At 55.2% G+C, this 26,617-nt stretch carries 25 protein-coding genes; 15 read left to right on the forward strand and 10 right to left on the reverse strand.

Annotated elements, in window-relative coordinates; translation table 11 throughout:
* Positions 1 to 96: 96 nt before the first annotated feature.
* The 4 genes from JTP09_RS08605 to JTP09_RS08620 all read left to right on the forward strand — a co-directional run bounded on the left by JTP09_RS08605 (position 97) and on the right by JTP09_RS08620 (position 3,730).
* Entirely contained in the window at positions 97 to 1,017 is a 921-nt protein-coding gene (locus tag JTP09_RS08605) for a dihydrodipicolinate synthase family protein (protein WP_204878033.1), read from the forward strand.
* 96 nt (positions 1,018 to 1,113) lie between these two features.
* Positions 1,114 to 2,046 carry an ROK family protein gene (locus tag JTP09_RS08610; RefSeq protein WP_204878034.1) on the forward strand — a complete coding sequence of 311 codons (933 nt, stop codon included), beginning with the start codon at positions 1,114 to 1,116 and terminating at the stop codon, positions 2,044 to 2,046.
* A gap of 5 nt (positions 2,047 to 2,051) precedes the next feature.
* Positions 2,052 to 2,738 (forward strand): N-acetylmannosamine-6-phosphate 2-epimerase, encoded by a 687-nt coding sequence (locus tag JTP09_RS08615; protein ID WP_204878035.1) that lies wholly within the window; start codon positions 2,052 to 2,054, stop codon positions 2,736 to 2,738.
* An 86-nt stretch (positions 2,739 to 2,824) separates the two neighbouring features.
* Positions 2,825 to 3,730: a DUF4862 family protein gene (locus JTP09_RS08620; RefSeq protein ID WP_204878036.1), complete on the forward strand. Its 906-nt coding sequence runs from the start codon at positions 2,825 to 2,827 to the stop codon at positions 3,728 to 3,730.
* A 126-nt stretch (positions 3,731 to 3,856) separates the two neighbouring features.
* Here the strand turns inward: JTP09_RS08620 and JTP09_RS08625 are convergent, their stop codons facing one another.
* Both JTP09_RS08625 and nagB read right to left on the reverse strand, forming a co-directional pair.
* Complete coding sequence (locus tag JTP09_RS08625) at positions 3,857 to 4,867, reverse strand: alpha/beta hydrolase fold domain-containing protein (RefSeq protein WP_204878037.1); 1,011 nt, start codon at positions 4,865 to 4,867, stop codon at positions 3,857 to 3,859.
* A 5-nt stretch (positions 4,868 to 4,872) separates the two neighbouring features.
* On the reverse strand, positions 4,873 to 5,670 hold the full coding sequence (gene nagB / locus JTP09_RS08630) for a glucosamine-6-phosphate deaminase (protein WP_204878038.1): 798 nt from the start codon (positions 5,668 to 5,670) through the stop codon (positions 4,873 to 4,875).
* Positions 5,671 to 5,773: 103 nt separating this feature from the next.
* On the opposite strand from nagB, the gene JTP09_RS08635 reads away from it, so the two are divergent.
* Entirely contained in the window at positions 5,774 to 6,499 is a 726-nt protein-coding gene (locus JTP09_RS08635) for a GntR family transcriptional regulator (RefSeq protein WP_204878039.1), read from the forward strand.
* Positions 6,500 to 6,501: 2 nt separating this feature from the next.
* A complete protein-coding gene (nagA, locus tag JTP09_RS08640; RefSeq protein WP_204878040.1) occupies positions 6,502 to 7,608 on the forward strand; it encodes an N-acetylglucosamine-6-phosphate deacetylase in 1,107 nt (368 codons plus the stop codon).
* 70 nt (positions 7,609 to 7,678) lie between these two features.
* Here nagA and JTP09_RS08645 read toward each other — a convergent pair whose 3' ends face one another.
* Complete coding sequence (locus JTP09_RS08645) at positions 7,679 to 9,403, reverse strand: long-chain-fatty-acid--CoA ligase (RefSeq protein WP_204878041.1); 1,725 nt, start codon at positions 9,401 to 9,403, stop codon at positions 7,679 to 7,681.
* A gap of 117 nt (positions 9,404 to 9,520) precedes the next feature.
* Here JTP09_RS08645 and JTP09_RS08650 point away from each other — a divergent pair, with 117 nt between their 5' ends.
* The 6 genes from JTP09_RS08650 to JTP09_RS08675 all read left to right on the forward strand — a co-directional run bounded on the left by JTP09_RS08650 (position 9,521) and on the right by JTP09_RS08675 (position 14,485).
* Positions 9,521 to 9,667, forward strand: coding sequence for a hypothetical protein (locus JTP09_RS08650; protein ID WP_204878042.1), 147 nt, complete (start codon positions 9,521 to 9,523; stop codon positions 9,665 to 9,667).
* Positions 9,668 to 9,671: 4 nt separating this feature from the next.
* On the forward strand, positions 9,672 to 10,334 hold the full coding sequence (locus JTP09_RS10240; protein WP_204878043.1) for a sugar O-acetyltransferase: 663 nt from the start codon (positions 9,672 to 9,674) through the stop codon (positions 10,332 to 10,334).
* Positions 10,324 to 11,127, forward strand: a complete 804-nt coding sequence (locus JTP09_RS08660; protein ID WP_204878044.1) for a hypothetical protein — start codon at positions 10,324 to 10,326, stop codon at positions 11,125 to 11,127. The genes JTP09_RS10240 and JTP09_RS08660 overlap by 11 nt, the downstream gene beginning before the upstream one ends.
* Positions 11,128 to 11,366: 239 nt before the next feature.
* Positions 11,367 to 12,080: a response regulator transcription factor gene (locus JTP09_RS08665; RefSeq protein ID WP_204878045.1), complete on the forward strand. Its 714-nt coding sequence runs from the start codon at positions 11,367 to 11,369 to the stop codon at positions 12,078 to 12,080.
* Between the two features lie 48 nt (positions 12,081 to 12,128).
* Positions 12,129 to 13,451: a sensor histidine kinase gene (locus JTP09_RS08670; RefSeq protein WP_204878046.1), complete on the forward strand. Its 1,323-nt coding sequence runs from the start codon at positions 12,129 to 12,131 to the stop codon at positions 13,449 to 13,451.
* Entirely contained in the window at positions 13,451 to 14,485 is a 1,035-nt protein-coding gene (locus tag JTP09_RS08675; protein WP_204878047.1) for a hypothetical protein, read from the forward strand. Before JTP09_RS08670 ends, JTP09_RS08675 begins: the two co-directional genes overlap by 1 nt.
* Before the next feature lie 450 nt (positions 14,486 to 14,935).
* On the opposite strand, the gene JTP09_RS08680 is transcribed toward JTP09_RS08675, so the two are convergent.
* The 6 genes from JTP09_RS08680 to JTP09_RS08705 form a co-directional block, all read right to left on the reverse strand.
* Positions 14,936 to 16,399, reverse strand: a complete 1,464-nt coding sequence (locus JTP09_RS08680) for a dihydrolipoamide acetyltransferase family protein (protein WP_204878048.1) — start codon at positions 16,397 to 16,399, stop codon at positions 14,936 to 14,938.
* A gap of 11 nt (positions 16,400 to 16,410) precedes the next feature.
* The gene (locus tag JTP09_RS08685; protein WP_370592544.1) at positions 16,411 to 17,418 is read right to left on the reverse strand and encodes an alpha-ketoacid dehydrogenase subunit beta; all 1,008 of its coding nucleotides are present in this window, start codon (positions 17,416 to 17,418) and stop codon (positions 16,411 to 16,413) included.
* Positions 17,419 to 17,423: 5 nt separating this feature from the next.
* Positions 17,424 to 18,596, reverse strand: a complete 1,173-nt coding sequence (locus JTP09_RS08690; protein WP_204878049.1) for a thiamine pyrophosphate-dependent dehydrogenase E1 component subunit alpha — start codon at positions 18,594 to 18,596, stop codon at positions 17,424 to 17,426.
* A 188-nt stretch (positions 18,597 to 18,784) separates the two neighbouring features.
* On the reverse strand, positions 18,785 to 19,912 hold the full coding sequence (locus tag JTP09_RS08695; protein ID WP_204878050.1) for a histidinol-phosphate transaminase: 1,128 nt from the start codon (positions 19,910 to 19,912) through the stop codon (positions 18,785 to 18,787).
* 35 nt (positions 19,913 to 19,947) lie between these two features.
* Positions 19,948 to 22,029, reverse strand: a complete 2,082-nt coding sequence (locus tag JTP09_RS08700) for a hypothetical protein (RefSeq protein ID WP_204878051.1) — start codon at positions 22,027 to 22,029, stop codon at positions 19,948 to 19,950.
* Between the two features lie 13 nt (positions 22,030 to 22,042).
* Positions 22,043 to 22,570 carry a hypothetical protein gene (locus JTP09_RS08705; RefSeq protein WP_204878052.1) on the reverse strand — a complete coding sequence of 176 codons (528 nt, stop codon included), beginning with the start codon at positions 22,568 to 22,570 and terminating at the stop codon, positions 22,043 to 22,045.
* Between the two features lie 241 nt (positions 22,571 to 22,811).
* On the opposite strand from JTP09_RS08705, the gene purB reads away from it, so the two are divergent.
* From purB to JTP09_RS10375, 3 genes are all read left to right on the forward strand, one after another.
* Positions 22,812 to 24,251, forward strand: coding sequence for an adenylosuccinate lyase (gene purB, locus JTP09_RS08710; RefSeq protein WP_204878053.1), 1,440 nt, complete (start codon positions 22,812 to 22,814; stop codon positions 24,249 to 24,251).
* Positions 24,252 to 24,423: 172 nt separating this feature from the next.
* Entirely contained in the window at positions 24,424 to 25,446 is a 1,023-nt protein-coding gene (locus tag JTP09_RS08715) for a hypothetical protein (protein WP_204878054.1), read from the forward strand.
* Between the two features lie 579 nt (positions 25,447 to 26,025).
* Positions 26,026 to 26,364: a transposase family protein gene (locus JTP09_RS10375; RefSeq protein ID WP_370592548.1), complete on the forward strand. Its 339-nt coding sequence runs from the start codon at positions 26,026 to 26,028 to the stop codon at positions 26,362 to 26,364.
* On the opposite strand, the gene JTP09_RS08725 is transcribed toward JTP09_RS10375, so the two are convergent.
* On the reverse strand, positions 26,357 to 26,617 hold a 261-nt coding region (locus JTP09_RS08725; RefSeq protein WP_204878055.1), incomplete at its 5' end, for a hypothetical protein. The genes JTP09_RS10375 and JTP09_RS08725 overlap by 8 nt on opposite strands.

Genomic DNA, 26,617 nt, shown 5'->3' on the forward strand with positions numbered 1-26,617 from the left:
GCGCCGGTGCATCCACTGATTCACCACTGCCACAGTGGGTGCGCCGCTTTCACCACACTTTTTATATCTTTGTAAAATAAAGGAGTTTTTTATACCATGGCAAATCCCAAGTTTTCGGGCGTTATTCCCCCGGTACTTACCCCCCGTACCGCTGATGGTCAGCTCGATGTTGAGTCACTGAAAAAATCAGTTGCGCACCTGATTGAAGGCGGCGTCAACGGTCTGTTCGTTCTCGGTTCTTCCGGTGAAGTTCCCTACCTGACCAACGCAGAGCGTGAAACTGCGCTCAAGACCGTGATTGAGGCTAACGAGGGTCGTGTGCCCGTCATCGTAGGTACCAACGATCAGACCACCGCGCGCGTCATTGATGAGGCAAAGCGCCTGCTGGCTATTGGCGGCGATGCTATCGTTATCACCAGCCAGTACTACGCGCTGGATAACCCCATCGAAGAAGAGCGTCACTTCCGCGAAGTAGCTGCAGCTGTTGATGTACCTGTCTTTGTCTACGACGTACCCGTTCGTACCAAGCAGAAGCTCAGCGTTCCCCTGCTGACCAAACTGGCTCGCGAGGGCGTTATTGTGGGTGTGAAGGATTCATCGGGCGATGATGTTTCATTCCGACTGCTGGCTCAGGCTACCCGCGACATCGAAGGCTTCTCGCTATTCACCGGTCACGAAGTTGTATGCGACGGCGCGATGCTCTCCGGCGCTCACGGTATTGTTCCGGGTCTCGGCAACGTCGACCCCGCAGGCTACAAGCGTCTGTACGACGCTGCTGTTGCGGGTGACTGGGACGCAGCGCGTAAAGAGCAGGACCGCCTGGCTGACCTGTTCAACATCGTCTTTGTAGAAACCCCCACTGTCTCAGGTGGCGCAGCGGGTCTCGGTGCTTTCAAAACCGCTCTTGAGATCATCGGTGTTCTCGAATCCAACACCATGTCAACCCCCATGGAGACCTTGGGCGACAGCGAACGCGAGCGTATTCGCGGCATCGTTGAGGCAGCAGGTCTGCTCTAAATACCATCGGTTACATCATGTGTCGGTGAGTCTTGTTCGTTCTCTAACGGTCTAAGACTCACCGACACTGCCATTTTCAAGAGAAAAGGTTTTTCAATGACTCAACAATTTGCTGTGGGCATTGACTTGGGCGGCACTAAAACAGCTTTCGGCGTGGTGGACGCTAACGGTCAGGTATACGAGAGACACGAGATTCCTACCATCGCTGATATTGGTGGTGAAGAACTGGCTCGTAATACTGCCCGCGGTGCTCTGACTGTTATTGAGCAGGTAACAGCGCGCGGTGGCGAAGTGACCGGTATTGGCATCGGTTCTGCCGGTGTGATTGGCGCTGAGGGCGAAGTAATCACTGCCGCAAATGTTATTACAGACTGGAGCGGTGTACCACTGGCGCATATTATCAGCGAAGAGACCGGTTTACCCACCTACGCTGTCAATGACGTTCACGCCCACGCTCTGGGTGAATCGTGGGCTGGCGCAGCAGCTGAAGCACCTAGTAGCTTGCTCGTAGCCTTCGGCACCGGAGTTGGTGGAGGTTACATCAGCCAGGGTGAGCCGCTCAAAGGCGCCCACTTTCTCGCTGGCCATGTAGGGCACTTCTCTTCCCCGCTCGCGCTGGATATTCCCTGCCCCTGTGGCGGCACCGGTCACCTTGAAGCCGTAGCAGCCGGACCCGCCATTCACCGCCGCTACCTGGCAACCGGTGGCGACGCATCCTCACCCGATACTAAAGACGTTGCCGCCCGCGCCCGAGCCGGTGAGCAAAAAGCAATTGACGCCATTGAGTTTGCCGCCCGCGCCGCAGGTATTGCCCTGGGAGACTTGGTGAATATCTTGAACCCGCACGTACTTGTACTCTCAGGCGGTATGGTAAATCTGGGAGATTTGTGGCTGCCCATCGTTGAAAAAGAGTTCAGGGCAGCAGCTTTGGGGCAGGCAAAAGAAACTCCCCTCGTAGCTGCACAGCTTGGTTCCGATGCGCCGATTATTGGTGCAGCAACCCTTATTCCTAATTTTCTTGAGAGGTAAAACCCATGTTCACTCGCTCAGAACTCATTGAAAAACTAGCCGGGCAGCTCATTGTTTCGTGCCAGGCTTACCCCGGTGAACCGATGCGAGACCCCCGCACCACTGGTCAGGTAGCAGCATCAGCTGTTATGGGTGGTGCTGCCGCTGTTCGTGTGCAGGGTCTAGCCGATGTTCAGTTCACCCGTACCGCTGTTGAGGTGCCCGTCATTGGTCTGTGGAAAGACGGTCACGACGGCATTTTCATCACCCCCACTCTCCACCACGCCCTGGCGGTAGCGAACGCAGGTGCTCACGTGGTCGCGCTCGACGGCACTACCCGCGAGCGTCCGGACGGGTTGAGCTTGGCTGAGGTTGTTGCCGGAGTGCATGAGAACTCCAACGCCCTGGTCATGGCTGACTGTGATTCGTTGGAAGCAGCTTTGGCAGCTGCCGAAGCGGGTGCTGATTTCATCGGTACCACGCTGGCTGGCTACACCGATACCCGCCCCAAGACCGACGGCCCGGACCTTGATTTGCTCTCTGCCATCGCGTCCGCCGAAACCGGTATTCCACTGATTGCTGAGGGACGTATTCATACCCCGGCACAGGCACATCAGGCGCTGGAGGCTGGTGCCCACGCGGTAGTGGTTGGTACCGCTATCACCCACCCGATTTCTATTACCGGTTGGTTTAAGAACGCTCTGTCTAAGTAATGTTCACCCCGCCCGCAGCATGGATGTTGCGGGCGGTTTTTATTTTTCTTTGATGACCTATTGAGATAAAGAGAAAGGTGTATTTAATGTCGAATCTATCTGTTCCTGTAGCGGTGGGAGCTTACGCTGCCATGCCCACTGATGTTGCTGAGCAAGAAGAATTTTATGCGCAGCTTGCGCAGATTGCTGGGGCAACTGCCCTGGAGATTCCTTTTCATAAGACCGGTCTGAACGTTGAGACCGGCTGGCTGGCGCAACAGATGCGCGGGCGATTCACGCAGTCGATCATCACGCTGATTCCGGGCACTATGGCTCGGGTGAGTGAAACCGGTGTCTTTGGTTTGGCATCAACAGACGAGGGAGGACGCACCGCCGGGCTTGATTTTGTGCGTCAAGCTCGCGAAGTCGCTGAGGAGATTAATCAGACGACCGGTGCGCAGTCAGTGAGCGCACTGCATATTCATTCGGCACCCTCAGTGAAGGCTGATAAGCAGGCTTTCGCCAAGTCTTTGGAAGAACTGCTAAGTGAAGATCCCTGGTCGACCCGTTTAGTGATTGAGCACTGCGACGCCTACTCCCCCGAGATTGCCGGCGAGAAGCGTTTCTTGTCGTTGGATGCTGAGATCGCTGCCGCGCAACAAGCCGGACTAGGTATCACTGTGAACTGGGGACGCTCAGCAGTGGAGGCTCAAGACGGTGAGCGTCCGAGCGAGCACCTGCGCGCACTCGTTGATACCGGTGTGCTTGAGGGGCTCATGTTCTCGGGTGCCGGGCACAAGGCAAATCAGTACGGTGGGGAATGGGCAGATGCCCACCTACCCCTGACTGCTGATGAGCCGACGTCTTTGATGGATGCCGCCGAAATAGCTCGCTGCCTAGAGATTGTTGCGGACGCACCGCGCTACGTGGGTGCAAAAATTCAGGCGCCGAAAACCGCCAGCGTAGACCAGCGCATTGCGATGATTAGCAACATTACACAGCTGCTTAAGTAAGCAAGTAAACAGAGAGACCCCAGAAGGTAAGACATAGAACATCACGCTCCATGGAATCTTACCTTCTGGGGTCTTTTGACCGGTATTCGCCGGTGTTGCCTGGTGACCAGCAGCTTGAACTCAGTGCTAGAGCACCGCCGTCCGGAGCCCCTCAATCATCGACCTCCACAGTTTCGTGGAGGCTTCAGCCAGGGGCATCATGCCATCGGCCCCATGGTACATACCTTCAATGATGCAGGTTTCTACCTCCACTTCGCTTGCGCGGAGGTTCTCCACATACGCCACGTCCTCGGGGTAGAAGAGATCCAGAGTACCGGTGCCCAGCCAAGTGGCAGGCAAGCCGGTGAGGTCAGTGCGGCGTCCGGGTGCAGCATACTCGGGCAACTCAGCAGCACCTGCTGCCCCACCCAGATAAATGCCCCACGCACGCTCATTGGATTCAGGCGACCAAATAAAACGCGCCCGTCCCTCGTGATCCTGCTGGGTACCGGTGCGATCATCCAGCATGGGGTAAATCAGTGCCTGATAAGCAACAGGCACACCTTCATCGACAGCCCGCTGAACGACAGAGGCAGCAATACCCGCACCAGCGCTTGCACCAGCCAGCGCAATCTTCTGGGAATCAATACCGTAGTGCTCGCTGTGGTCTATCAACCAGCGCAGAGCCTGCACACCATCGTCAATATCAGCAGGGAAAGCGAACTCCCCGCCCAGACGGTACTCCACATTCAGCACTGGAACACCCAGCTCAAAAGCCAGGCGGGAACAGTACATCTGATCTGCCTCAGCAGAGCCCGCCAAATGCCCGCCACCGTGAAACCACACCACGGCACCGCGTCCGGAACGCTGCCTGGGCACGTTCAAGAATGAGACGAGTTCACCGGCACTCCCCTCTGCACCTGTTGTGACCTCGTGAACATCAAGCAGCCCATCGTAACGGGTCAACGGAAAATGTTTTTTCCAATTGTAGGTCTGCACGTACAGCGAAAGTTTATTGTGCTTGGGCAGGTAGAGAATGGGATGGCGCAAGGAGGGTGCAACTGCCTCTACATCGGCAGAACGCATCAAAGCGTACCGACCGAGATAGACCGCCGCACCACCAACCGCTAGAGCACTTATACCAGCGAGAGCTTTCATTGCCACTACGCTTTGAGAGTCTCGGGGCGCTGCCAGTTAGGCATGTTATCGCGCGCGTAGTTGTAGTACTCGGTGTTCTTCAGCTCTGATGCGGCTTCTTCATCAACCACGATGGTTGCGTTCGGGTGCATCTGCAAGATGGACGCGGGGCAGAAAGTACCGATGGGACCTTCTACCAGACCGGCAACTGCCTTCGCCTTGTTTTTGCCAATAGCGACCAGCAAAACCTTGCGTGCCTCCATGATGGTGCCGATACCCTGGGTCAGGCAGTGAACGGGCACCTTGGATTCATCACCGTCGAAAAAACGAGCGTTGTCTTTGACGGTCTTGGGAGCCAAAGTCTTGATGCGGGTGCGTGATACCAAAGATGAACCGGGTTCGTTGAAGCCGATGTGACCGTTGGAACCGATACCGAGCAGCTGAATATCAACACCGCCCGATTCCTTGATGTCTCGTTCGTAGTCTGCACATTCGGCGGCGATGTCCTCTGCCATGCCGTTGGGTACGCGCACGTTGTCGGGTGAGAGACCAACGCGCTCTACAACTTCGCGGCGGATTACGCTGTGGTAAGACTCAGGGTGGTCAAGGTCCATACCTACGTACTCGTCAAGGGCAAATGCTTTGATGTTGGTGAGATCCAAACCTTCGCTGGTGAGCTGGGCGAGGTGCTTGTAGGTACTTTCGGGAGATGAGCCGGTGGCTACGCCCAGTACTGCATTGGGCTTCGCGCTGATTTCTTTAGCCATGAGTGAGGCTGCATAGCGACCGACTTCGTTGTCTGAGGGCATGATGATAATTTCCATACTTCAACTATAAGTCACGACACACAAGAAATACGTACCAATTTTTACAAAAATCTATGATTTACTAAATTTAACGAAACCAATTACAGGTCTATGCATACCAATGAATACTACTCAGAATCCTAAGCAGCCGCTGTATAAAGAACTCGCTGAATTGCTGCGTACCTCTTATATTTCTACGGCAGCAGAACACGCCCCACTGCCCACCGAGCGTTCCCTTCAAGAAAAATTCGGGGTAAGCCGTGATACGGTGCGCCGTGCCCTCAACTACCTGACCCTGCGCGGTGACATTTATACCCGTGCTGGCTCTGGCAGTTACGTTGCCGCGCGTCTCAACATCCACAAGACTCCCCGGCTGACCTCTTTCACCGAAGATATGTGCGAGCGCGGTCATGAGCCAGCTTCGGCAACTTTGGAATGTGCTTTGGTGGAGGCTCCGGACGCGGTGGCTCGGCATTTGCGTCTGCCGCCGGGGGCTCAGGTGTATAAGGTGGTGCGTTTGCGTACTGCTGATGGTCTGCCGATGGCGTATGAAACGGCTTATTTGTTGCGGGCTCCTTTTGCGCAGCAGGCTCCGCACACTACCGGTTCGTTGGATGAGCAGCTGACTCGCGCAGGGTATCGTATTGTTTCAGCGACCCAGCGTATTAGCGCTCACTCGTTGAGTGCTACTGAAGCTATGGTTTTGGAGCAGCCGTTGAGCGCTCCTGCGTTGGCTGTGCATCGGGTGGGTTTCACTGGTGAGGGTACACCGGTTGAAGCGACGACAACTCTGTACCGTGCAGACCGTTATGATTTTGAAGTCAAGGTTGAAAGAGAAGGCATATAGGCATGTCAGAGCAGCTTTATTCTAATGTAGTGATGCATTCTGCTGGGTCAGATGTTGCTCGGGGCTGGGTTCATCTGCGCGATGGGTCTGAGGTGGCCCGTGGTGAGGGTGATGTCCCACAGATAGCCGATGTTGCTACCCTTGACGGTTCTGATCTCACGTTGGCGCCGCGTTTTACTGATATTCATAATCACGGTGGTGGTGGCATTTCTTTTGAGGATGCTCCCGCTATCGGTGCTGCCCTCGATGTGCATGTTGCTGCCGGTACCGGTCAGCTGGTTGCGTCCTTGGTGACTAACCCGGTGCAGGATATCGCTGTAACGGTGGGTGCTCTGCGCGAGGTGATTGAGAGGCAGAAGAGTCATGAGCGTCAGCTGGTGGGTATTCATTTGGAGGGTCCTTACCTCTCTCCCGCGCACAAGGGCGCTCACAATCCTCATTTTTTGGTTTCTCCTACCCCTGCCCAGGCAGCCCAGCTGATTGAGGCGGGGGGAGGGTATCTCAAGCAAATCACCATTGCCCCTGAAACAGATAGCGATTTAGCGGCTATTCGGTATTTCGTGGAGCACGGGGTTGCTGTGGCAGTGGGGCACACCGACGCTGACTACGCCCTGGCGAAGGCTGCTTTCGAAGCTGGCGCGTCTATTCTCACACATACTTTCAACGCTATGCGCCCGCTCTTGCACCGCGAACCAGGACCGGTAGCTGCCGCTTTGGATTCTGAGCATGTAACCCTTGAACTGATTTGCGACGGCGTACACGTTCATGCACCGACCATGCGAGCGCTGTGGGCGATGGCACCCGGACGCGTTGCGCTGGTGACGGACGCGATGGCGGCTGCCGGTTGTCAGGACGGTCATTACATGCTGGGTTCGCTCGATGTTGATGTGGTTGATTCGGTGGCAAGGCTCTCTGAGGGTGGGGCGATTGCAGGCAGCACGCTGACTCTGGCGCGTGCGGTGGAAACCGCTGTTTCTGTGGGAATCTCCCTGCCTGAGGCGATTGAGGCAGCTGCTACTGTTCCTGCCCGCGCGTTGGGCTTTGACCAGCCCGCCGGCGGTAACCTTCTCGATCGGCAGGGAAAGTTGGTAGCAACTTTCGCGGACTAGAACACTTCAATGCCCCGTTATACAAAAGCCGGTAGTCCCGAACTTGAGGGGCTACCGGCTTTGTACGTTTTTACTTCTTGTCTTCGAGTTTCTGGCGCACCAGACGACGCTGGGTTTTGCCCAGCATGGTGCGGGGGAAGTCCTCGTCAAAGGCAATAAAGCGGCGCGGCACCTTGTAGCGGGTGACGCGCGATCGCATGTGCTCTTTGAGTTCCTCGGGGTCAAGGGCATAGCCCTCAGAGAGAATAATTGCCGCTACGACTTCTTCGCCGCCACCGGGGGCGGGTAGACCCACTACAGCCGCGTCCGACACAGAATCATGCTGCTTGAGGGCTGTCTCAACCTCGGTGGGTGAGACGTTGAAGCCACCGGTGATAATTACTTCTTTAATGCGATCTACAACGTAGAGGAATCCTGCATCGTCCATCGTCACAATATCGCCGGTACGCAACCAGCCATCAGCGGTGATGCTCTTACGGGTTTCTTCTTCGAGCTTCCAGTATCCTCTAAAAGCCTGCGGCCCCTTGACTAGCAGTTCACCGGCAACGCCCAGTGGCAAGTCTTCGAGAGTATCAGGGTCAACAATGCGCAGGTCAGTGGAGGGGAAGGGCAGACCGATAGATCCTGCACGGCGTTTTTTGCTTAGGGGATTACAGCTTACAATGGGGCTGCACTCGGTTAGACCGTAGCCTTCTACCAAGAAGCCACCGGTGTACGATTCCCACTCTTCCACTAGCTCGGGCGGCAGGTTCATCGCGCCTGAAACACCGTAGTTAATGCCGTTGAGCAAATCTGTCTTGTTTTCAGCTTTCGCTTGATCCAGGAGTTTACGGTACACGGGAGGTACTGCGGGCAAAATGGTGGGGGTGGTCTTTTTCAGTGCTTTAAGAATCAGGTTGATATCGACAGTGGGAAAGAGCACCAGACGCGCCTGAATCAGCACAGAAATAGTTAGACCCAGGGTCAGACCGTAGGCGTGAAAAAGCGGCAGCACCCCGTAAATCACATTATTGCCCTGAGGTTGAATCCAGGCTTCACCCATGCGAGCGTTCGACTCAAGGTTGCGGTGGGTGAGAATAACCCCCTTGGGTTTGCCGGTAGTGCCCGAGGTGTACTGCAAAATCGCAATATCGTGGGCGGTGGGACGGTGGTGATGCGGGTCGATCTGCTCATTTTTTAGCAACTGTTTCCAGCTGATAATCCCGCGAGCGTGGACGCTGCCCTCAAGTTTTTCGCGAGATTCGCGCAGGCGTTTGACGGGCAGTTTCAGGGCGGTGCGCATGAGGGTGGGCATTGCCTCAATGAGGTTCGCCGAGATGATGGTGGTGGGTCGAACATCGCCGGGAAGATCCAGCACGTTCTGTAGTGCTTTGTCCCAGACAATAGCTACCTTCGCGCCGTGGTCTTCAAACATATGGCGTAGCTCTGCAGAGGTATAGAGGGGGTTGTGTTCAACAACGACGGCGCCCAAACGGAAGGCAGCGTAGAAAGCTACAACGTGTTGGGGACAGTTAGGCAAGATAATAGCGACGCGGTCACCGGCTTGAACACCGGCACGACGCAGTCCCTCTGCCACGCGACGAATATCGTCGCCGAGCTGACGGTAGGTGGTGGTTGCACCGAAAAAGTCGAGAGCCACAGCGTCAGGGGCGTCGCGCACTGCCTGTTCCATGAGGTGACTGAGGGATGTGTCGGAGAGGGGAACATCGCGGGTTACACCGGGGTTATAGCCCTGAATCCACGGACGCGATGCGAGGGGAAAATCTTGAGATGTATCGTTCTGCTGAGACTGCATGAGGTAAATTGTGCCATGTTTTACCGGCGGGGTCTTGCCGTGTCAGGTACTAAGGAGCGGTTAGTTTTCGGGGTCGGCGCAGTGTTATTTTGCGCCGCTCACTGCCATACTGGGGGTATGGCTCAGAAAAAACAGACCGATATTACTGATCAGGAGTTCCGCGAACTTATGCGGGAAATCATTCGGCGGTTTATCTATGCGACGCTGATACTTGCTGTGTTCGGTGTGCTGGTCACCGTAGCAATGACGTGGTGGCAGGGGTAGCTCGATGAATGTTGATCCGCAGATGCCCTCCCCCGATTTTCGCGATATGGTGGCGGGTAAACCCTACCGTCCCGATGACTACTGCTCGGCAATCACCTTGCGCGCCGAGAATCTGGTGCAGCAGTACACCCAGTACTACCGTGCCCGAGATGAGCAAGGCATGAGCACCACACTTGAAGAACTTTTGGGTTCAGTCGGTGAAGGCACCACTTTTCGCCCGCACATGGATTTTGACTACGGCATCAACACTTTTGTGGGATCCCACTGTTTCTTCAACTACGGTGCGGTCATTCTCGATGTAGCCCCCGTATACATTGGCGATTATTTTATGGCGGGACCGGGCGTTCAGATTCTTACACCCACGCATCCGCTCAACCCTGCTGATCGTCAAGCCTACTGGGAGGCAGGTTTGCCCATCACCATCGGCAACAACGTATGGGCTGGCGGTGGCGCTATTTTCTGCCCCGGTGTCACCGTTGGCAATAACTGCGTCATTGGCGCAGGTAGTGTGGTCACCAAAGACATACCGGCGAACTCGGTAGCTGTGGGAAACCCCGCCCGCCTTATCAAGACCGTTACCGAGAGTGACCGCCCAGATTACCCCCACCCGTTCAGCGTCCACTCGCTGACCCTGGCAGAAACAGGAGCCAACAACGATGAGCGATAGCAAACGCCATGATGAAACCTACGTGTGGGACGACGTCTTTGACGATGATCGCACCGGCACCCTTGATACCGATGATGAGCCCACGCGCGTTCTGCACTATGAAGAACCTGCCACTCAGCCCATCAGTTCAACGGCCACACGCCCTATCACTGCCCCTCAACCGACAGTTGAAGCTACCGCCTCCTACCCGGTAGTTCACGAGGTAGAAAACTGCGGTCAGAAGGAGGATGAAGCTGAACTCTTCGCTGAGCAACCCCTACCCGCCGTCAGAGCGCAACGTGGCATTAGGCTGTTCCCCGCCTTTTTAGGTTTTCTCACCGGTTGCGCCGCACTCTTGGGGTTGCGCTGGCTGTACGACATGTTACTGCACCTCACCGCCTCAACCCAGTACATCGGAGTAGCAGCCACCCTTGAACGCGGCTTAGCAGCCGATAATACTGATCAGGCAGTGTGGGTATGGTGGGGCGTCAGCCTTGCCCTGTGGGCATTGAGTTTCAGCGTGGGCGGCTACACAGCGGCTCGACTCACCCGCTTCTCCCGTTTCAAGCAGGGGCTCGCAGTATGGCTCTGGCTGGTGCTGACCATCGCTCTTTCAACCCTTCTGAGTTTCGTTGCGGGTACGCACTTTGCGCGTCCGATGCCCTTTGCCGTGCAAGGATTAGCGGACTCCACCGCGTCCGTCAATGCGCTGGCGATACTAGCGCTTTCGGCATCAGCCCTCATTGGTTCTTTGCTGGGGGCAAGCGCGGGTCTGCGCTATCACAAAAACTTTGAACGGACGCGCGGATTTTAATAAAGTGAGGTAACTAACCAAAGTAACCCGCGGCTACCGTCCAAAGGCTGCCCCCAGCAGTATTCGCCCGGTCTAAAGCCACAAACGGTAGTATTAATCTATAGTGTGGCGAAGCAACACCCGATAGTGTACACAACGCTTGTACACGGTGTATCTCAATGGCACCGTAAACTAATAAGTAAGTAATGTGTACGTATTTTTCTGTCAATGGTTGAGTACGAAATTCATAGGGGGATGTTTTGAGTATTACCAAAGTTGCAATTGTTGATGACCATGAGGTTGTTCGCGAAGGTCTGCGGGCCGTTGCGGTGGGACGCGAAGATGTAGAGCTTGTAGCTGCTGCACCCACCGTCATTGATTTACTGATTGCTTTGGGTCGTAACCCCCGTGACCCTGCGAATGCTGACCTCGGCAAGATTAAGCGCGAGTGCGATGTTGTTCTCCTTGATCTTTCACTGCAAGATAATTCTCGCCCCGGCAACAACGTTGAGCTCTTGCAGCAGGCAGGCATCAAGGTGCTGATTTTCAGCATCGGGGAGAACCCTACCCTCATTCGCGAAGCACTGAAGCAAGGTGCCCTCGGTCTAGTTCGCAAGTCGGAGCCTCTCGACCACGCCCTGCAAGAAGCACGCAACATTGCAGATGGTAAAGCTGTGGTGACCAAAGAACTCGCTGCTGCTATCGACTCTGACCACGAGTTCTCTAAGGCCAGCCTCTCCCCGCGTGAGCAGGAGACCCTGCGCCTGTACGCATCGGGTTTCGCGCAGGTTCAGGTGGCACGCCGTATGGGCATTAAGCAGTCCGCTGTTAAGACCAATATCGACCGCATCCGTGAGAAGTACGCGCGTGTGGGGCGCCCCGCGCCGACCAAAATCGACCTTCGCATTCGAGCTATTGAAGACGGACTCGTTGATAGCATGGAAGACGTTAATTCAGCAGAACGCTACCTCTAAGACCCGCAGCCTCCGCGGAGGGCGCAACCACCTGCAAAGAGTAAATTATTGGCTACTAATACCGATGTCACCAAGGATCTTGCCCGCTCTCTGAGTCTGACGTCTACCCGAGACACCTTCACGCGCCCGCGCCCGGTGAGTTCGCAGGGTGGTAACGGGCAGAGCTTCGTGGGGTCCATTACTTTCGCCCTGTTCTGCCGTTTAGAGCTTTTTTATGCTGTGCTCGGCGTTGTTATTGTGGTGCAGATGGTGGCAGACCCTGGCACCTACAGTAGCTGGTACAACCTTATTGGTCTGCTGGTCATCATCCATTCTTCGGCACTGACCTACTTCAGCTTGCGCAAAGAATATCTTCCTGCGCTCATCTACCCGGCAGCGGCGATTGCTCTGCTGGGGCTTATAGTGTGGCCTCTAGCGCTAGAACCCGGTGATTCACCCTATTCGTGGATGTGGACTCTGCCCCTCTACGGTGTACTGACACCGCTCATTCTTTTATCGGCACGCGGTATTATTCTCAGCATCGTGTGCTTTACGGCTATTTTTAGTGCCTCGCTGATAGGTGCGCACTCTGCCACTAATACCGAGATACACACGAGTTTAGTGCTCATCTACATTGCCTACGTGGCCGGTTCGTGTACGTTACTCGCAGGTTTTGTGGGAACAGTAATTGATGCCGCCCACAACGCTGACACGCTCTACACCGAGACCCTAGGCGCCCACCTGCGCGTCTACCGTACCCGCGATATTTCTAAGCAGCTGCAGGAGTTCGACAAGCTCGTTCACGATAACGTAATGGCAACCCTGCTGGACGCCTCACGTCAGCAAGGCCTAGTTGCTGAGCGGACGCGCAAACTGGCTCAGCGTGCATTGTCGGTTCTCGATCAGGAAACCGCGAAAACCAGATTCGAGCTGCCCACCACTTTTCAGACGCTTACTGAACAAGTGGCAGAGGGCATCTCACCGTGGAACAATCGTCTGCGTTTCAACGATTCTCAGGCACCGCACAACTACCCTGCCGCTGACTCTGAGTCTGTCCTGCCAGCACCTGCGGCGCGTGCCTTCGTCCATGCCGTCACTGAAGCTGTCTCAAACAGCGCCCGTCACTCCGGTAGCCGTACCACCCAAATCAGTATTCGCACGGAATACCGCCGTCCCCTGCGTTCCAGCCGCTCAGCAGAATCCCGTTCGTTTATTATCTGTACTATCTCTGACCGAGGAACCGGTTTTTCGCTCAAAGACATCGATATCAGGCGCATGGGCGTGCGCGTTTCAATGATGCACTCCATGCGAGAAGTCGGTGGTGAAGTCTACATTGATTCCTCCCCCGCTAAAGGCACCAAAGTAACCGTGCAGTGGCCGGGTGAGAAATAATGGCAATTCGATTTAGTTTTTTGCGTAACCAGTACCTGAACTACGCTATTTGTTTTTGCATTATCATGGTGGGACTTTCTATGTTGGTCTGGCAGATTGCCCACCCCACCTACACCAGCAACTCGATGGGTAAGATGCTCCTTGCGTTCATCACCTTCGCGGTAGCTCTCGGTCTGACCTTCTTAGAGCTTGATAAAACAAGACTGCCCGAGGTCTATTCGCCCATCATTACCCTGCTCTCCATGTACAGCGTACAGGGGCTACTTGAGGTACTGCCTCACTCTCTACCGCGCGGCACGGTCTTGCTGGTTATTCTGCCCTTTCAGCTCATCAGCATTATTCTGATCCTGCGTCAGCGATCATTTGTAGGGTGGATTGTTTTTCTTTTCATGCTGCTGCTGGTTGCCCAGTGGTACCAGTCTTTTGAACGAACCCTTGCCGAGTTTCTTTCCATCTTTTTGGTGCCTGCCCTACTGCTCGCGGTTGCTCAAGGCATGAATTCCTTAGCCGCTGCCGCTACCCAGCAGACAGAGCAATCCACCAGCTTGTTGCGCTCAGCTGAGCACAATCACGCTGAAGAAGAAGGTCTGGGTAACGTTGCCTCCCAACGTGTAGCTGAGGTTCGTACGCTCACCGAGAGTATGCTCAGTCGCATTGCTTTCGACCCCTCACCTATCAGCCTCGAAGAAGCAGAACAGTTCAAACTCGCTGAGGCCCAGTTGCGCGACACCATTCGCGGTAGGCACATCGCCAACCGCGCAATTCTGGATGCAACGTGGGCAGCCCGCCAGCGCGGCATCCGCGTCGATATTCTCGACGAACTCGGAGAAACCATGCCTCGGCGCATCTCCGATTCGCTCACCACGAGCGTCCTTGAAGTCCTCAAAAACACGGACGGCGGCACCGTCACCATTCGAGCTTTCCCTGCCGATGACGCGATTGCCGCTATGGTGGTCTACGACGGTGGTGACGATGAAGACAACGCCATCGCCTACGAAATTGACCGCGAAACCGGCGCTGTTGAAATTTTCTAGGGATCTGTCAGCATAAGTGTGTCTAATGGGCACAACACGTACCCTTAGCAGTATCTGGCACAATAGATATATTCAGAAAAAACACGAGTCGGGGGACTCTTTGTGTTGTTCTAGCGACGTTGGGGGACTGAGCTAGAACCCAATTTTCTGAGTAAAGATAATCGCCACCTCTTCATCAGCAGCTGTTACCCTAATGGCAGCCCACGCAACGGCTAAGAAAAACTTGGGGAAGTTTCCCTTAGCCGGTTGAGGTAGCACATCTTCTTTTTGAGGGCTCTCACCAGTGGTGAGGGCCCTCATTTAGTGCCCAGAAGTTTTTCATACGCACCGCATCGAGTGCGTTTTTCAGCGGCGGTCTACGGTAGGAGATGCACGGCGGGCGGAGGCACGTTATTACGTCTGCCTGTTATCACCAGCACCTTGTAACCGGGGGTTAGGCAGTGTGGGAGCCTACATATCCAGAAGCAGTGCAGGTTCTTCGAGAATTGCTGCAACGTCTGCCATGAAGCGCGCTGAGAGATCCCCATCAACAGCACGGTGGTCAAAGGAACCACCGAGGGTGGTAACCCAGCGGGGAATAACCTCACCATCTACTACCCATGGCTTTTGCTTGATGGTGCCGAAGGCGAGAATACCAACCTCACCCGGGTTCAAAATCGGTGTACCCGTATCAATGCCAAGCACGCCGATGTTGGTGATTGTGAAGGTTCCCCCCGACATGTCCGCAGGTTGGGTTTTGCCCTCGCGAGCAGTCACTGTCAGATCGTTTAGAGCCACCGCTAACTCGCGCAAGGAGAGGTTTTGGGCGTCCTTAATGTTGGGCACCAGCAAACCGCGCGGTGTTGCCGCAGCGATACCTAAGTTCATGAAATGCTTGACCAGAATCTCAGAGTCAGTCCAGGTAGCATTCACCTGCGGGGTGCGAGCCGCCGCGTATATAACAGCCTTGGCAAGAATTAAGAGCGGGGTCACCTTCACGCCCTGGTACTTGGGCGAGGCTTTGAGTCGCTTGACGAACTCCATCGTGCGGGTAGCATCGACATCGACAAAGATAGAAATGTGCGGAGCAGTGAATGCTGACTGCGACATAGCGCGGGCTGTTGCCTTGCGAACACCGCGTACCTTAATGCGCTCGATGCGGTCATCGCCCACGGTTTGAGCCGACCAGAAATCGCCATTGCTTGCTGTCGATGTATCTTCGGCAATGTGCGCCACATAGTTGAGCAGATCCTGCTTGGTCACCTGACCGTTATTACCTGTGGGTGTCACATGCGCTAAATCTACGCCCAAGTCTTGGGCTGCCTTACGCACCGGCGGTTTCGCCAAGGTCTGGCGGCGAGGTACAGGCTGGGTAGTTTTTTCTGGTGCCGGTGCAGACTGGACTGAGGGGCGACGCAGCAGTGCTTCTTTGCCGTCCTCCACCAGTTTGCTGGCGCGTCCTTGCAGATCTTGCCAGCTACTAATACCGGCTAACAGACCGCGTTTTTCTTCTGCCCCTGCCGGCTTTTTCTCAGCTACCGGCTGGGGTGCGCCATCGTACTCAGGGCGCGCTTGCTCAGCAGGCACCTGACGTTTGCGTGTACGACGCTTGACGGGGTCAGCTTTCGGCCCTGATCCGACCAGCGCTTCTACGCCGGGTTCTGCCGGAGTTGCCACCGGTACACCGCGGTCTGTCGCGCTATCGGCAATAGAAATAATGGGGGCACCCACCGCCACCGTACTACCTTCGGTTGCCATGAGAGCCTCAACAACCCCGGCATAGGGCGAGGGGAGTTCAACCACTGACTTAGCAGTTTCGATCTCTACCAATACATCGTTAACCGCAACGGCGTCGCCCTCAGCGACCTTCCACGACAGAATGTCAGCTTCGGTTAGACCTTCGCCCACATCGGGCAATGTGAAAATTTGTGACATGATGCCTTGCCTTAGTAGGTGAACGAACGTTCAATGGCTTCAAGAATACGGTCGATGCCCGGCACGTATTCTTCTTCAACACGGGCTGAAGGGTAGGGCATATGGAACCCTCCCACACGCAACACGGGAGATTCCAGCGAGTAGAAGCACCGCTCGGTGATGCGCGCTGATAGCTCACCGCCAATGCCGCCGAAGGTCGGTGCCTCGTGGGTAATAACCAAGCGTCCGGTCTTGTTCACTGATGCTGCCACGGTTTCAACATCCAGCGGGGAGATACTGCGCAGGTCAATCACTTCAACGCTACGACCGTCTTCAGCAGCGGCTTCAGCGGCAGCCAAAGCAACAGGCACTAGAGGGCCATAGGTTGCAATGGTCAAATCCGTTCCCGCCCTGCGTACCTCAGCAGTGAAGGGGTCAAAGGTGGTATCTGCAAAATTCACCTCGCCCTTTTGCCAGTAACGACGCTTGGGTTCAAAATACAGCACCGGGTCTGGGCAGGTGATTGCCTTACGCAGCATCCAGTAAGCATCGTGAGGTGAGGAGGGGGTAATCACGCGCAATCCCGGCGTATGGGCAAACAGCGCCTCGGGGGATTCCGAGTGGTGCTCAATTGAACCAATAGCGCCGCCGAAAGGAACGCGGATGGTCACCGGAACCTCGTAGTTCTTGCCGGTGCGTCCGTGCATCTTCGAGAGTTGCGAGGTGATCTGGTTGAAAGCAGGAAAGATAAAGCCATCAAACTGAATCTCAGCAACCGGGCGGTAGCCGCGCAGGGCAAGACCTAGCGAGGTACCCACAATTCCTGCCTCGCCCAGCGGGGAATCCATAACACGCTGGGTGCCGAACTGGGTGCTGAGCCCCTCGGTTACGCGGAAAACACCACCCAAAGCGCCCACGTCCTCACCCATCACAACCACCTTACGGTTGCTACTCATCTCATCGACCAGGGCGCGGTTAATAGCTTTAGCCATCGAGAGGGTCTCTACCGCAGGTTCTTGGTTCATTTCTTCGGTCATCATGTGGGTTAGTCCTCAAAACCGTCTTGGTAGGTGCGGTACCACTGGGCTTCTTCTTGCACCTGGCTGTGCGACTGTGCGTAGACGCGGTCGAAGAAGTCTTCAAAACTGGGGCTCTGCAAACTCAGAGCGGCTTCGCGCACCGAGCTGCCGTACTCTTTTATTTCGTGAGCGAGCGCTTCAAAGAACTCATCGGTAGTGCCCAGGGCTCGCAGGTACTTTTCAAGGCGGACGAGGGGTTCAACGGTAGTGCGTTCGGTGAGCTCGGCATCAGTACGGTATTTAGTGGGATCATCGGCGGTGGTGTGGGCACCAAGTCGATAGGTTTCAGCTTCAATCAGCACAGGGCCTTCCCCCGCACGGATTTTCTCCAGTGCATAGCGGGTGGCTGCAATAACGGCAAGAATATCGTTGCCGTCTACGCGGATTCCCTCGAAGCCGTAACCCGCTGCGCGAGTGGCGATAGGTACACGCGATTGAGTTTCGAAGGGAACTGAGATTGCCCAGCGGTTATTCTGCACGAAGAAAAGAACCGGGGCGTTGTACGAAGCAGCGAAAACCATCGACTCGTGAATCTCACCCTCGGTGGAAGAGCCATCACCAAAGTAGGTGATAACAGCAGGCTTCTCCCCCGCTACCGGCTCGGTAGCTTGTCCCTGCCCGGTCTGCAATTCACCGGTTTCTTCAGCGATGGTTGCATCGAAGTTCAGACCCATCGCGTAACCGGTAGCGTGAAGCACCTGGGCTGCGAGCACCAGGGTGTAAGGGTGGAAGTTATGCTTCTTGGGATCCCACCCGCAAGTATCAATACCACGAAACAGCGCCAGCAACTGACCGGGTTTAATCCCGCGACCCAAAGCAATACCGTGTTCACGGTAAGAGGGGAAAATGTAGTCGCTTTCAGCAGTTGCGAAAGTCGAACCCAGCTGCGCTGCCTCTTGCCCCCGACTCGAAACCCACAGCAGTAACTGACCCTGACGTTGCAAGGCAGTAGCCTCTTCATCAAAACGGCGGGTCAGCGCCATCGAACGGTACAGCCCCTCCAAAGTTTCTCGATCTATATCAGCAACATAGCCGCTGAAAACCTCATGCTCCTGAACCTGCGCCTCGGGCGTCAAAAGTTGAATCAGCGGCGGAATACCCCAGGGGTTTGCGTCCTGATGAGCGTGTGTTATTGGCATATAACCCTCCATATTTTACAGCTCGGTGGGGTGTGTCTTACGCGCATCCCATCAAGACCTTTCTTAAAAAAATTAGACCATTTTTTCAAAAATAGCGATTTGTAAAGCATCACGTAGCGCAATACACAGCAGATACTCAGGACGCGCCCCCACTACGAGCAAGATAGCGATCGCAACTCACCGGGACTTTAGCCCCGCTCAGCCGACAAAAGCTCAGCGGCTACCTTTAGCAAGCGCGTATTAGCAGCGTCCTCCCCAATGCTCACCCGCACCCCCTCAGTACCAAAAGCTCGCACGCTCAAAGCCTGCGCCTCAGCAGCGGCAGCAAACGCGGAGGTGCGCTCACCCAGGGGTAACCACACAAAATTAGCGAATGTCTCAGCAACGGTGTACCCCATCTCACGCAGGGCGGTGACCACGCGCGTCCGCTCAACCACCAGGTGTGCTACCCGCTCCATTACCTGATCTTTGTGCTCGATGGAAGCCACCGCAGCTGACTCTGCCAGTGTTGAGACAGCAAAAGGAGTTGCCCCCACCCGCAGATGCTGGGTGATCTCGGGGTGAGAAACCGAATACCCCACCCGTAAACCTGCCAGCCCCTGAGCTTTAGAGAAGGTTCGCAGTACCACCACGTTCGGGTAGTCACGGTAGACGTCCAGACCATTGACCGGGCCTTCAACGCCCTCATCGAGCGGGGTCGCCTGACAGAACTCAAAATACGCTTCGTCCACGACCACCACAATATTGCCGGGCACTTTTTCTAAAAATCCGCGCAACTGTGACTCGGTCACCGCTGGACCGGTGGGGTTATTAGGGGTACAGACCAAAATGATGCGGGTTTTTTCAGTGATAGCTGCCGCCATCGCATCCAGATCATGTGCGCCCTCTGCAGTATTGGGCACCTGCACGCTACGAGCCCCGGCAAGACCCACCACGATGGGGTACGCCTCAAAGGAACGCCACGCATAAATGACTTCGTCCTGGCTACCGTCCTCGTTACTGCCCGCGAAAGTCGTGAGAATCTGCTGTAAAGCACCCAGGCTACCGGCACCGGTCACAATATCGTCAGCATCAACCGCAAGCTCATCAGCGAGCGCCTGACGCAGACAGGTAGAGAGTGGATCGGGGTAGCGGTGGGTCTGGTCAAAATCTGCCAGTACCTCTCGCACAGCGGGCACGGCTCCCCACGGGTTCTCATTAGAAGACAGCTTGAATCGTTCTAACCCCTCTACCTCAGCCGGTGGTTTGCCGGCTGCATACTTGGGCAGGGAGGAAAAAACGGGGCGAGGGGCGGGGCGCATGTTGTTCTCAGTCATACTTTTGATTATAGGTTTGTGAGCAGTGTAATCATTCACTGTGCGCCTATTACAGCCGGTTCGCGGCGCCCCTCATGCAACTCACTGTCTGCAAACTGGTGCTGGTGTAGGGGCTCAAAGTGGTGTGCCCAGTGCCCTTGTTCAGCTACTGCACCCGTCGCTGGTGCGGACGCGCCAACCGGCTCAGGCACGGCTATCTGCCCCCGTGCGTCTAGGTTGAACTCTCTCACCCAGTCAGCGGGAACGCGATCAGGGGGCTGGTTATTGACGATGTCCGCGGCGATGCGCGGAACATGATATTTCACGGTTTCTTGCACGGTATCAGGCTCTAAGTGGCGCAAGGTCTCAGGGGCTGCACCGTCTAGGGCTTTGCTAGTGCCCATTGCTAAGTTGTAGTAGGTTTCGGCGGTTTCCAGAATGTCACGTGAGTTCTGGAGTTTTTTCTTAGTGTTCGCCTTGTCCTCAGCCTTTTCAGCCGAGGTGTGCCACTGGCGTTTCTGGTTTTCATCAACAATCCATTCTTGCTGCTCACTCGCCGCATCAAGCCCCTTTGACTGGGCAACCTCCATGCTTGTTTGGTACATCATGGGTGCAGTTTGAGACACGGTGCGGGCGGCTAGTCGCAGAGGGGTAGTGCTCTGAGGCATCCTTGAACCCGAGGTCATGGTTGTCGATGAAACAGCCACGGGAGCGCCCACAAAGGCTACATCAGCACTGTAATTCTCTGTCAGCAGTGAGCTTTCAGGGTTTTTGAGGGCGTGGACGTAGCCATCGAGATAATGCCCGTGAAAAGGATTGATCGACCAAGGATTCTCGGTAGTGTTCGCGTAGTAAATACGGTCATCACCATCATCAGTGTGCTCGGCTGTATTAGCCTGAAACACCGGCACAATATCGTCGATACCGCGCACCTCAGTGTACTGCACCCCCGGTACCTTGGGCTTCTCACCGTTGGGGGCGCCGAAGCTCACCACCTGTTTCATGTTGTACTTACTGCGTAGATAAGGGTTGGCGGCGCTGTTGAAAGAAGCCATGCCGCCCTGGCTGTGCCCCACCATCATCAGCGGGATGCTGGAATCTACCCCCGCGTCCGTCAGTGCTTGATCAATGAGCTGGGTAATAGCTGTGGAGTCTTCGTAGGTGGTGCCGCAATCCATCTGCGTCATCTCTAAGGCACCCTCGTACCCGAGAATATCGCCCTTGCCCAGCTCGGCGATATCAGTGCCGGGTATGTACACTACCGCCGAGATATTGCCGTTTTCATCTATCACTTTCTGCACGGCGATTCTGCCATAGCCCACCAGCGTACCGGCGTCCTGGGTCACTGTATCGAGATTTTCAGCTTCATCACCTACAGCTTTCAAGTTCCTCACAAGAACACCTATATCGTTCACATCATTGGAGAGTTTTCGCCCGGAACCGCTGGCAAAGACCTGCGTGCTGTGATGGTTTAAAGGCATAAACACCCCACCGGCTGCAAAGATTCGGTAGAACACGTCATCAATCTCGTCTACCAAATAGCCCATCGCGGTCAACCGATCAAAGAGATTACGCAGGGCAAAGGCTCTACCGCCATAGACAATATCTAAGAATGTTGAGGCGCCAAAGAGCGTGATCGAGGTCAGATAGCCGATAGAGCTAAATGCCACCGCGTAAGGGGTTTTGCTCGTAGCGGCAATATTTGAGAGATCCCACAGTGCCTTAGCCTTCAAGAACGTGAATTGACCAGCATGCTGTTTGAAGTATTCGGCGCTCAACCCCACAGAAATATCGGCGGCAACACGAACATCCTGACGGTTGAAATCATGCCCCAGCACCCCGTTGAAGATTGTCAGCGCCGCATTCTCAGCCGCTTCATAATTCTCCTGAACCCGAGCTAAAGAACGAGCCCTCATGTGAATCAACAGATTCTCAGCGGCAATGCCAGCGGCGCATGATCCTACGAGTTTCAGTGCCTGAGCGCCAGCACCCGATGAATCCAGACCAGCTAGAAGCGCAAGCCTGATCGATACGTCGGTGAGCGAAGCGGCAATATTGCCATATTCATCAGCTGAACGCGACATTTTGGCGCTCGATTCAGCAAGTTTTTCAGTATCAACAGCGATTCTTGTGAACACCAGATGGCTCCTTCTAACGGATAAGCTGCTGAGCAGCGTCAATCAGCGGGTTATTCAGTAAAAGGTAAAGGGCTGACTCGGCAGCGCCCACCGTGGCATCGGCAAACACCTCCAGTACGTCTTCAACGGAGTCGTGAGACGCTGCGGCACTGATGGCGGCATCCACGCCAGCACCTGCTTGCCTGATATCTATTGCCAGAGCTTCTAGCTGATGGGCAATAACGTCACCGGCTGCCATAATGTGTTCTGCTGCCGTCTCAAGAGTGCCACGCGCGTCCTGGTTGCGCTGCAAATGCCCCCGAACCAGATCGTTGTAAAGGTCGCTGGTGCGTGATTCCCAGCTAATATTCTGGCTGGTAGCAATGCGGTGCGCGCTGGTGTACAGGGCTTCTTGCTGGGCTACGGTTTCTGCGCTTAGCGTGGTGGCGTACTCGCGCACCATCTGCGCTAAAGAGCTCACGTGCTGGACCACCGGCGCTGTAGCTGCCGAGCCCACACCGCGAGCAGTCGCCGCTACCAGTGCGTCCTGAAAGAGTGTCATGAGGTGGCTCTTTTCTTTCATTTATGATCTCTTGTGTTCCTCGGTGATACTTGGCGGGCGCAGCAGTTCACCAGTGGTACCTTTACGGTAAGAAATTGCGCGCATCCTGCCAAGGGTGAAGCCTCAATCTGTGGATAAGTAGGGGGCAACAAAAGTTATCCACAGGATTTTTGTACCAAGTTTGCGCTATCCACAGGTGGCAGGTTCAAGGATGCGGCCTGCTTCATGCCAAAATAGGAGTATGTCTGAAAACAGCACCTTCTTACCCTCTGGCCGCCACTCACTTGCCGATGCGAACATCGCACTGGGCGCTCTCGATGGTCGTTACAAATCTGCCACCGCACCCCTGACTGACTACCTGTCTGAGGCCGCCCTTAACCGCGACCGCATTCACGTTGAAGTCGAATGGTTTATTTACCTGTGCAACCACCAGGTTCTGCCCGGTCTTGAACCACTGACCAGCGAACAGGAGGCTGGTTTGCGTGCTATTGTGACCGATTTCAAGGCTGATTCCGTCAAGGAACTGGCTGAGATTGAAGCCGTGACCGTTCACGATGTGAAGGCGGTTGAGTACTATATCGGCAACCGTCTTGAAGGTTTGAACCTAGCGCATCTGAAGCCGCTGGTTCACTTCGGTTGCACCTCAGAAGACATCAACAACCTCTCCTACGCCTTGGGTGTCAAGGACGCGGTGACTCAGGTGTGGTTACCCGCGGCTCGTTCGCTGGTTAATCAGATCATGAAGCTCGCTGAAGAAGCACGCGACGTGCCCATGCTTTCTCGTACCCACGGTCAGCCTGCAACCCCCTCAACCCTGGGTAAGGAACTGGCTGTTTTCGCCTACCGTTTGAACCGTCAGATTCGCAACGTTGAGCGCACCGAGTACCTGGGTAAGATCAACGGCGCAACCGGCACCTACTCAGCGCACGTTGTGGCTGTACCCGGTGCCGACTGGCAGAAAGTGTCGGAGGAGTTCGTAACCGGTCTGGGCTTGGATTGGAACCCGCTGACCACTCAGATTGAGAACCACGACTGGCAGGCTGAACTCTACTCATCCATTGCTCACTTCAACTCGGTATTGCACAACCTGTGCACCGATGTGTGGAGCTACATTTCCATTGGTTTCTTCCGTCAGATTCCCGTGGCCGGTGCAACCGGTTCTTCAACCATGCCGCACAAGGTGAACCCCATCCGTTTTGAAAATGCTGAGGCTAACCTTGAAATTTCTAACTCACTGTTGAACACCTTGGGTGCAACCCTGGTGCAGTCCCGCTGGCAGCGCGATTTGACTGACTCCTCGTCACAGCGCAACATTGGTGTGGCTTTCGGTCACTCGGTACTTGCTATCTCCAATGTAGTCAAGGGCTTGGAACGCCTTGATATTGCTACCGACGTTATCTCTGATGACTTGGATGCCAACTGGGAGGTTCTGGCTGAGGCTATTCAGATGGTGATGCGTGCTGAGGCTATTGCCGGTGTTGAGGGCATGGAAAACCCCTACGAGCGTTTGAAAGAACTTACCCGCGGTCACCGCGTTGACGCGGCACGACTCAAAAAATTCGTTGGCGAGCTTGGTCTTTCTCAAGACGCCGAGAAGCGACTGAGCGAGCTGACCCCGCATACCTACACCGGTATTGCAGCGCAGCTACTGGAATACGCTACCGAGCGTTACGCCCAGTAGGTTCTGCTCTCACAGCACCAGTTGCCGTGTAAATTTTCAGTATAGAGCCGCCGGTACTCCCCCCCCCATTTGTGGGTGGGAGAGTGCCGGCGGTTTTTAGTGGGGTGTACATGTGCTCTTGCTGAGGGGCTAATCTGCGGTGAAGAATCGTGGGTGCTCTAAAATAGAGAGCATGACTGAGCACCCTACTTCACCCGATGATTCTGTAGCTGACACTCCCCGCCCCGTCCCTGAGACACCCGCAACCGGTGAGTCGGATCAGGAAGTGCGTGAGCCGCTAGCGGTGCGTCGTATTCGTAAGATACGGGCGCAGTCACCGCAGGCTACGCCCGCCCAAGTGATTGAGCGCTTGGGTAAGGTGTTCACCCGCGATTTTACGCTGGTGGGCGGGGCTGAGGCTGGTGCCACCGAATTCACCCCTAACGCGGTGGGTCGGCTGACCCGTAACCCTAAGGTAGCTACTGCTACTCGTGCAGCTTCGCACCTGGGTGCCGCCGGTCAGAAGATTGCCAACGTCAATCAGGCAACACGGCAAGGTGTGGGTACGGCAGCTCAGGTGGGGTCTGCTCAAGCGGTCAAAGCCTACGTTCACGGAGTGGCGCTCCTGTACGGTTTGAACCCTTCTAGCAGTGATGAAGCTGCCTCTCAGGTGTTGGGGCGCGATGTTCATGAGCTACTGGCCTCTCTTGATGAGGCGATGGCTCAGGCGAATGTTCCCGGTAGCAACAAAACTAATATTTTTGGGGCTGCTGGCGTTATTGCTTCTCGCAACCCTAAGACTTTCTTACTGGTGAAAGCCGGTGAGCAGCTGGCGCGTACCGGTTCTGCTATTGCTACCAGTGCCCGGGTACGCCGAGAATTTACCGGCCAGCTCATTGAACAGGTCAGGCACAATTTAGGTGAGCCGCCCGCTTTCTTCCCCGCAGGTTTAGAGCCGCTAGAGGGTTCTGCGGACGCGTCCACCTCTTCACAGCCTGCGGTTAAGTCGCCGGTGATTCATGAGCCGGACTCCCCTGATGAAGCCTCAGAGATTGCTGCTCCTGAACCGGTGCATGCTCAGCAGGTAGATGCACCTGCCCCCGTTACTGCAGACCCGGAATTTGACCCAAAAACCGCCACGGGTACCCACGCGACCGGCGCTCGTTTTGCCGCCCGAGCCTTTATGAAAGCATCCGGCAGGTTTAAGAAGAACTAGGGACGCGGTTTTCTCGCCTACACCGAAAGTGCCTGCTGCACACGCAATAAGGCGAGGCTTATTCAAAAGTAGGCGCACACCCTCGCCCCACCGTTTAGTAGAACTTTGGGACGCTGACCCTCAAAGAGCAGCAACAGACGGGGTCTACACCACCGAAGAAAAACGGGGCTCTGCTACCGTTTACTGTCACCTCAGTAAACCACCGCGAAATCACCCGCAAAACAAGCACCGCCGACTTCGTCTTTATCGACACCCCACCAGGAAACAGTCAAGTCCTTGAGGCAGCTGCTGACGATTAAGTTGGGATGAGGCTCGGCATCAGAAGTTGAGGATTTATGCGAGTGAGCGGGGGGACGATTGCTAAGGTGGCGGGCGGGTTTATCGATGGTCTGTAGTGTTGCACATGTGGAAAGTTGTTTGAGGCTTATTCATAAGGGGGTTAGGACACAAACCCCCACCAACTAGACAACGACCCCACCAGAAGGCAACCATGAGGATAAACCATCACAAATACTCTCAAAGCCAAACCAGAAAAGACCATCGCCCCACAAGCCCCACAACAGACCTAACCCACCAGCAATTCACCACCCTACTCGATACACTCCATACCCACCTCGCCTAGAGAAAACCCAACAAAAACCCAGAAAACTCACCCTAACCCAAGCTCTCACCCTGACACTGATCTACCACCGACAACGACCTCACCGTCAACTCTTAGCAGAGTTCTTCAACGTCTCTCAGCCAACAGTTTCAAGGACTATCAACAGAAGAGAAAAAGCACTGGTGAAGATTCATGAGGCTGCTAATCCAGCCACTGAAACAAGCACTAGATGCACCAGGTTCACTGGTAAGCCACGGAACACTCGTTCCCGCTTGGAATTGGCGTATCCCTTGCGAAAAAATAAACTTCTCAGGTAAACACAAACGAGCTGGCTTCAATCACCAGATCATCTGTACCCTCGATGGAAAGCTTCTTGCTATCACTGACCCGGTGCCTGGGGCTAGGCATGATGCTTATGCTTTCAAAGCTCACGGAGCTGGGGTGAAGTGTCCCAGGTTTTGTTCCGTTTGAGTAGATGGGAAAATCTGGAACATGCCGAAGAAATTTGATCAGGATGCCAAGGATCGGGTGGTCCGCCTTGTTGAGGACCGCATCCTGGCGGAGGGGATC

It is taken from the genome of Rothia sp. ZJ1223, from assembly GCF_016900985.1.
Classification (GTDB): domain Bacteria; phylum Actinomycetota; class Actinomycetes; order Actinomycetales; family Micrococcaceae; genus Rothia.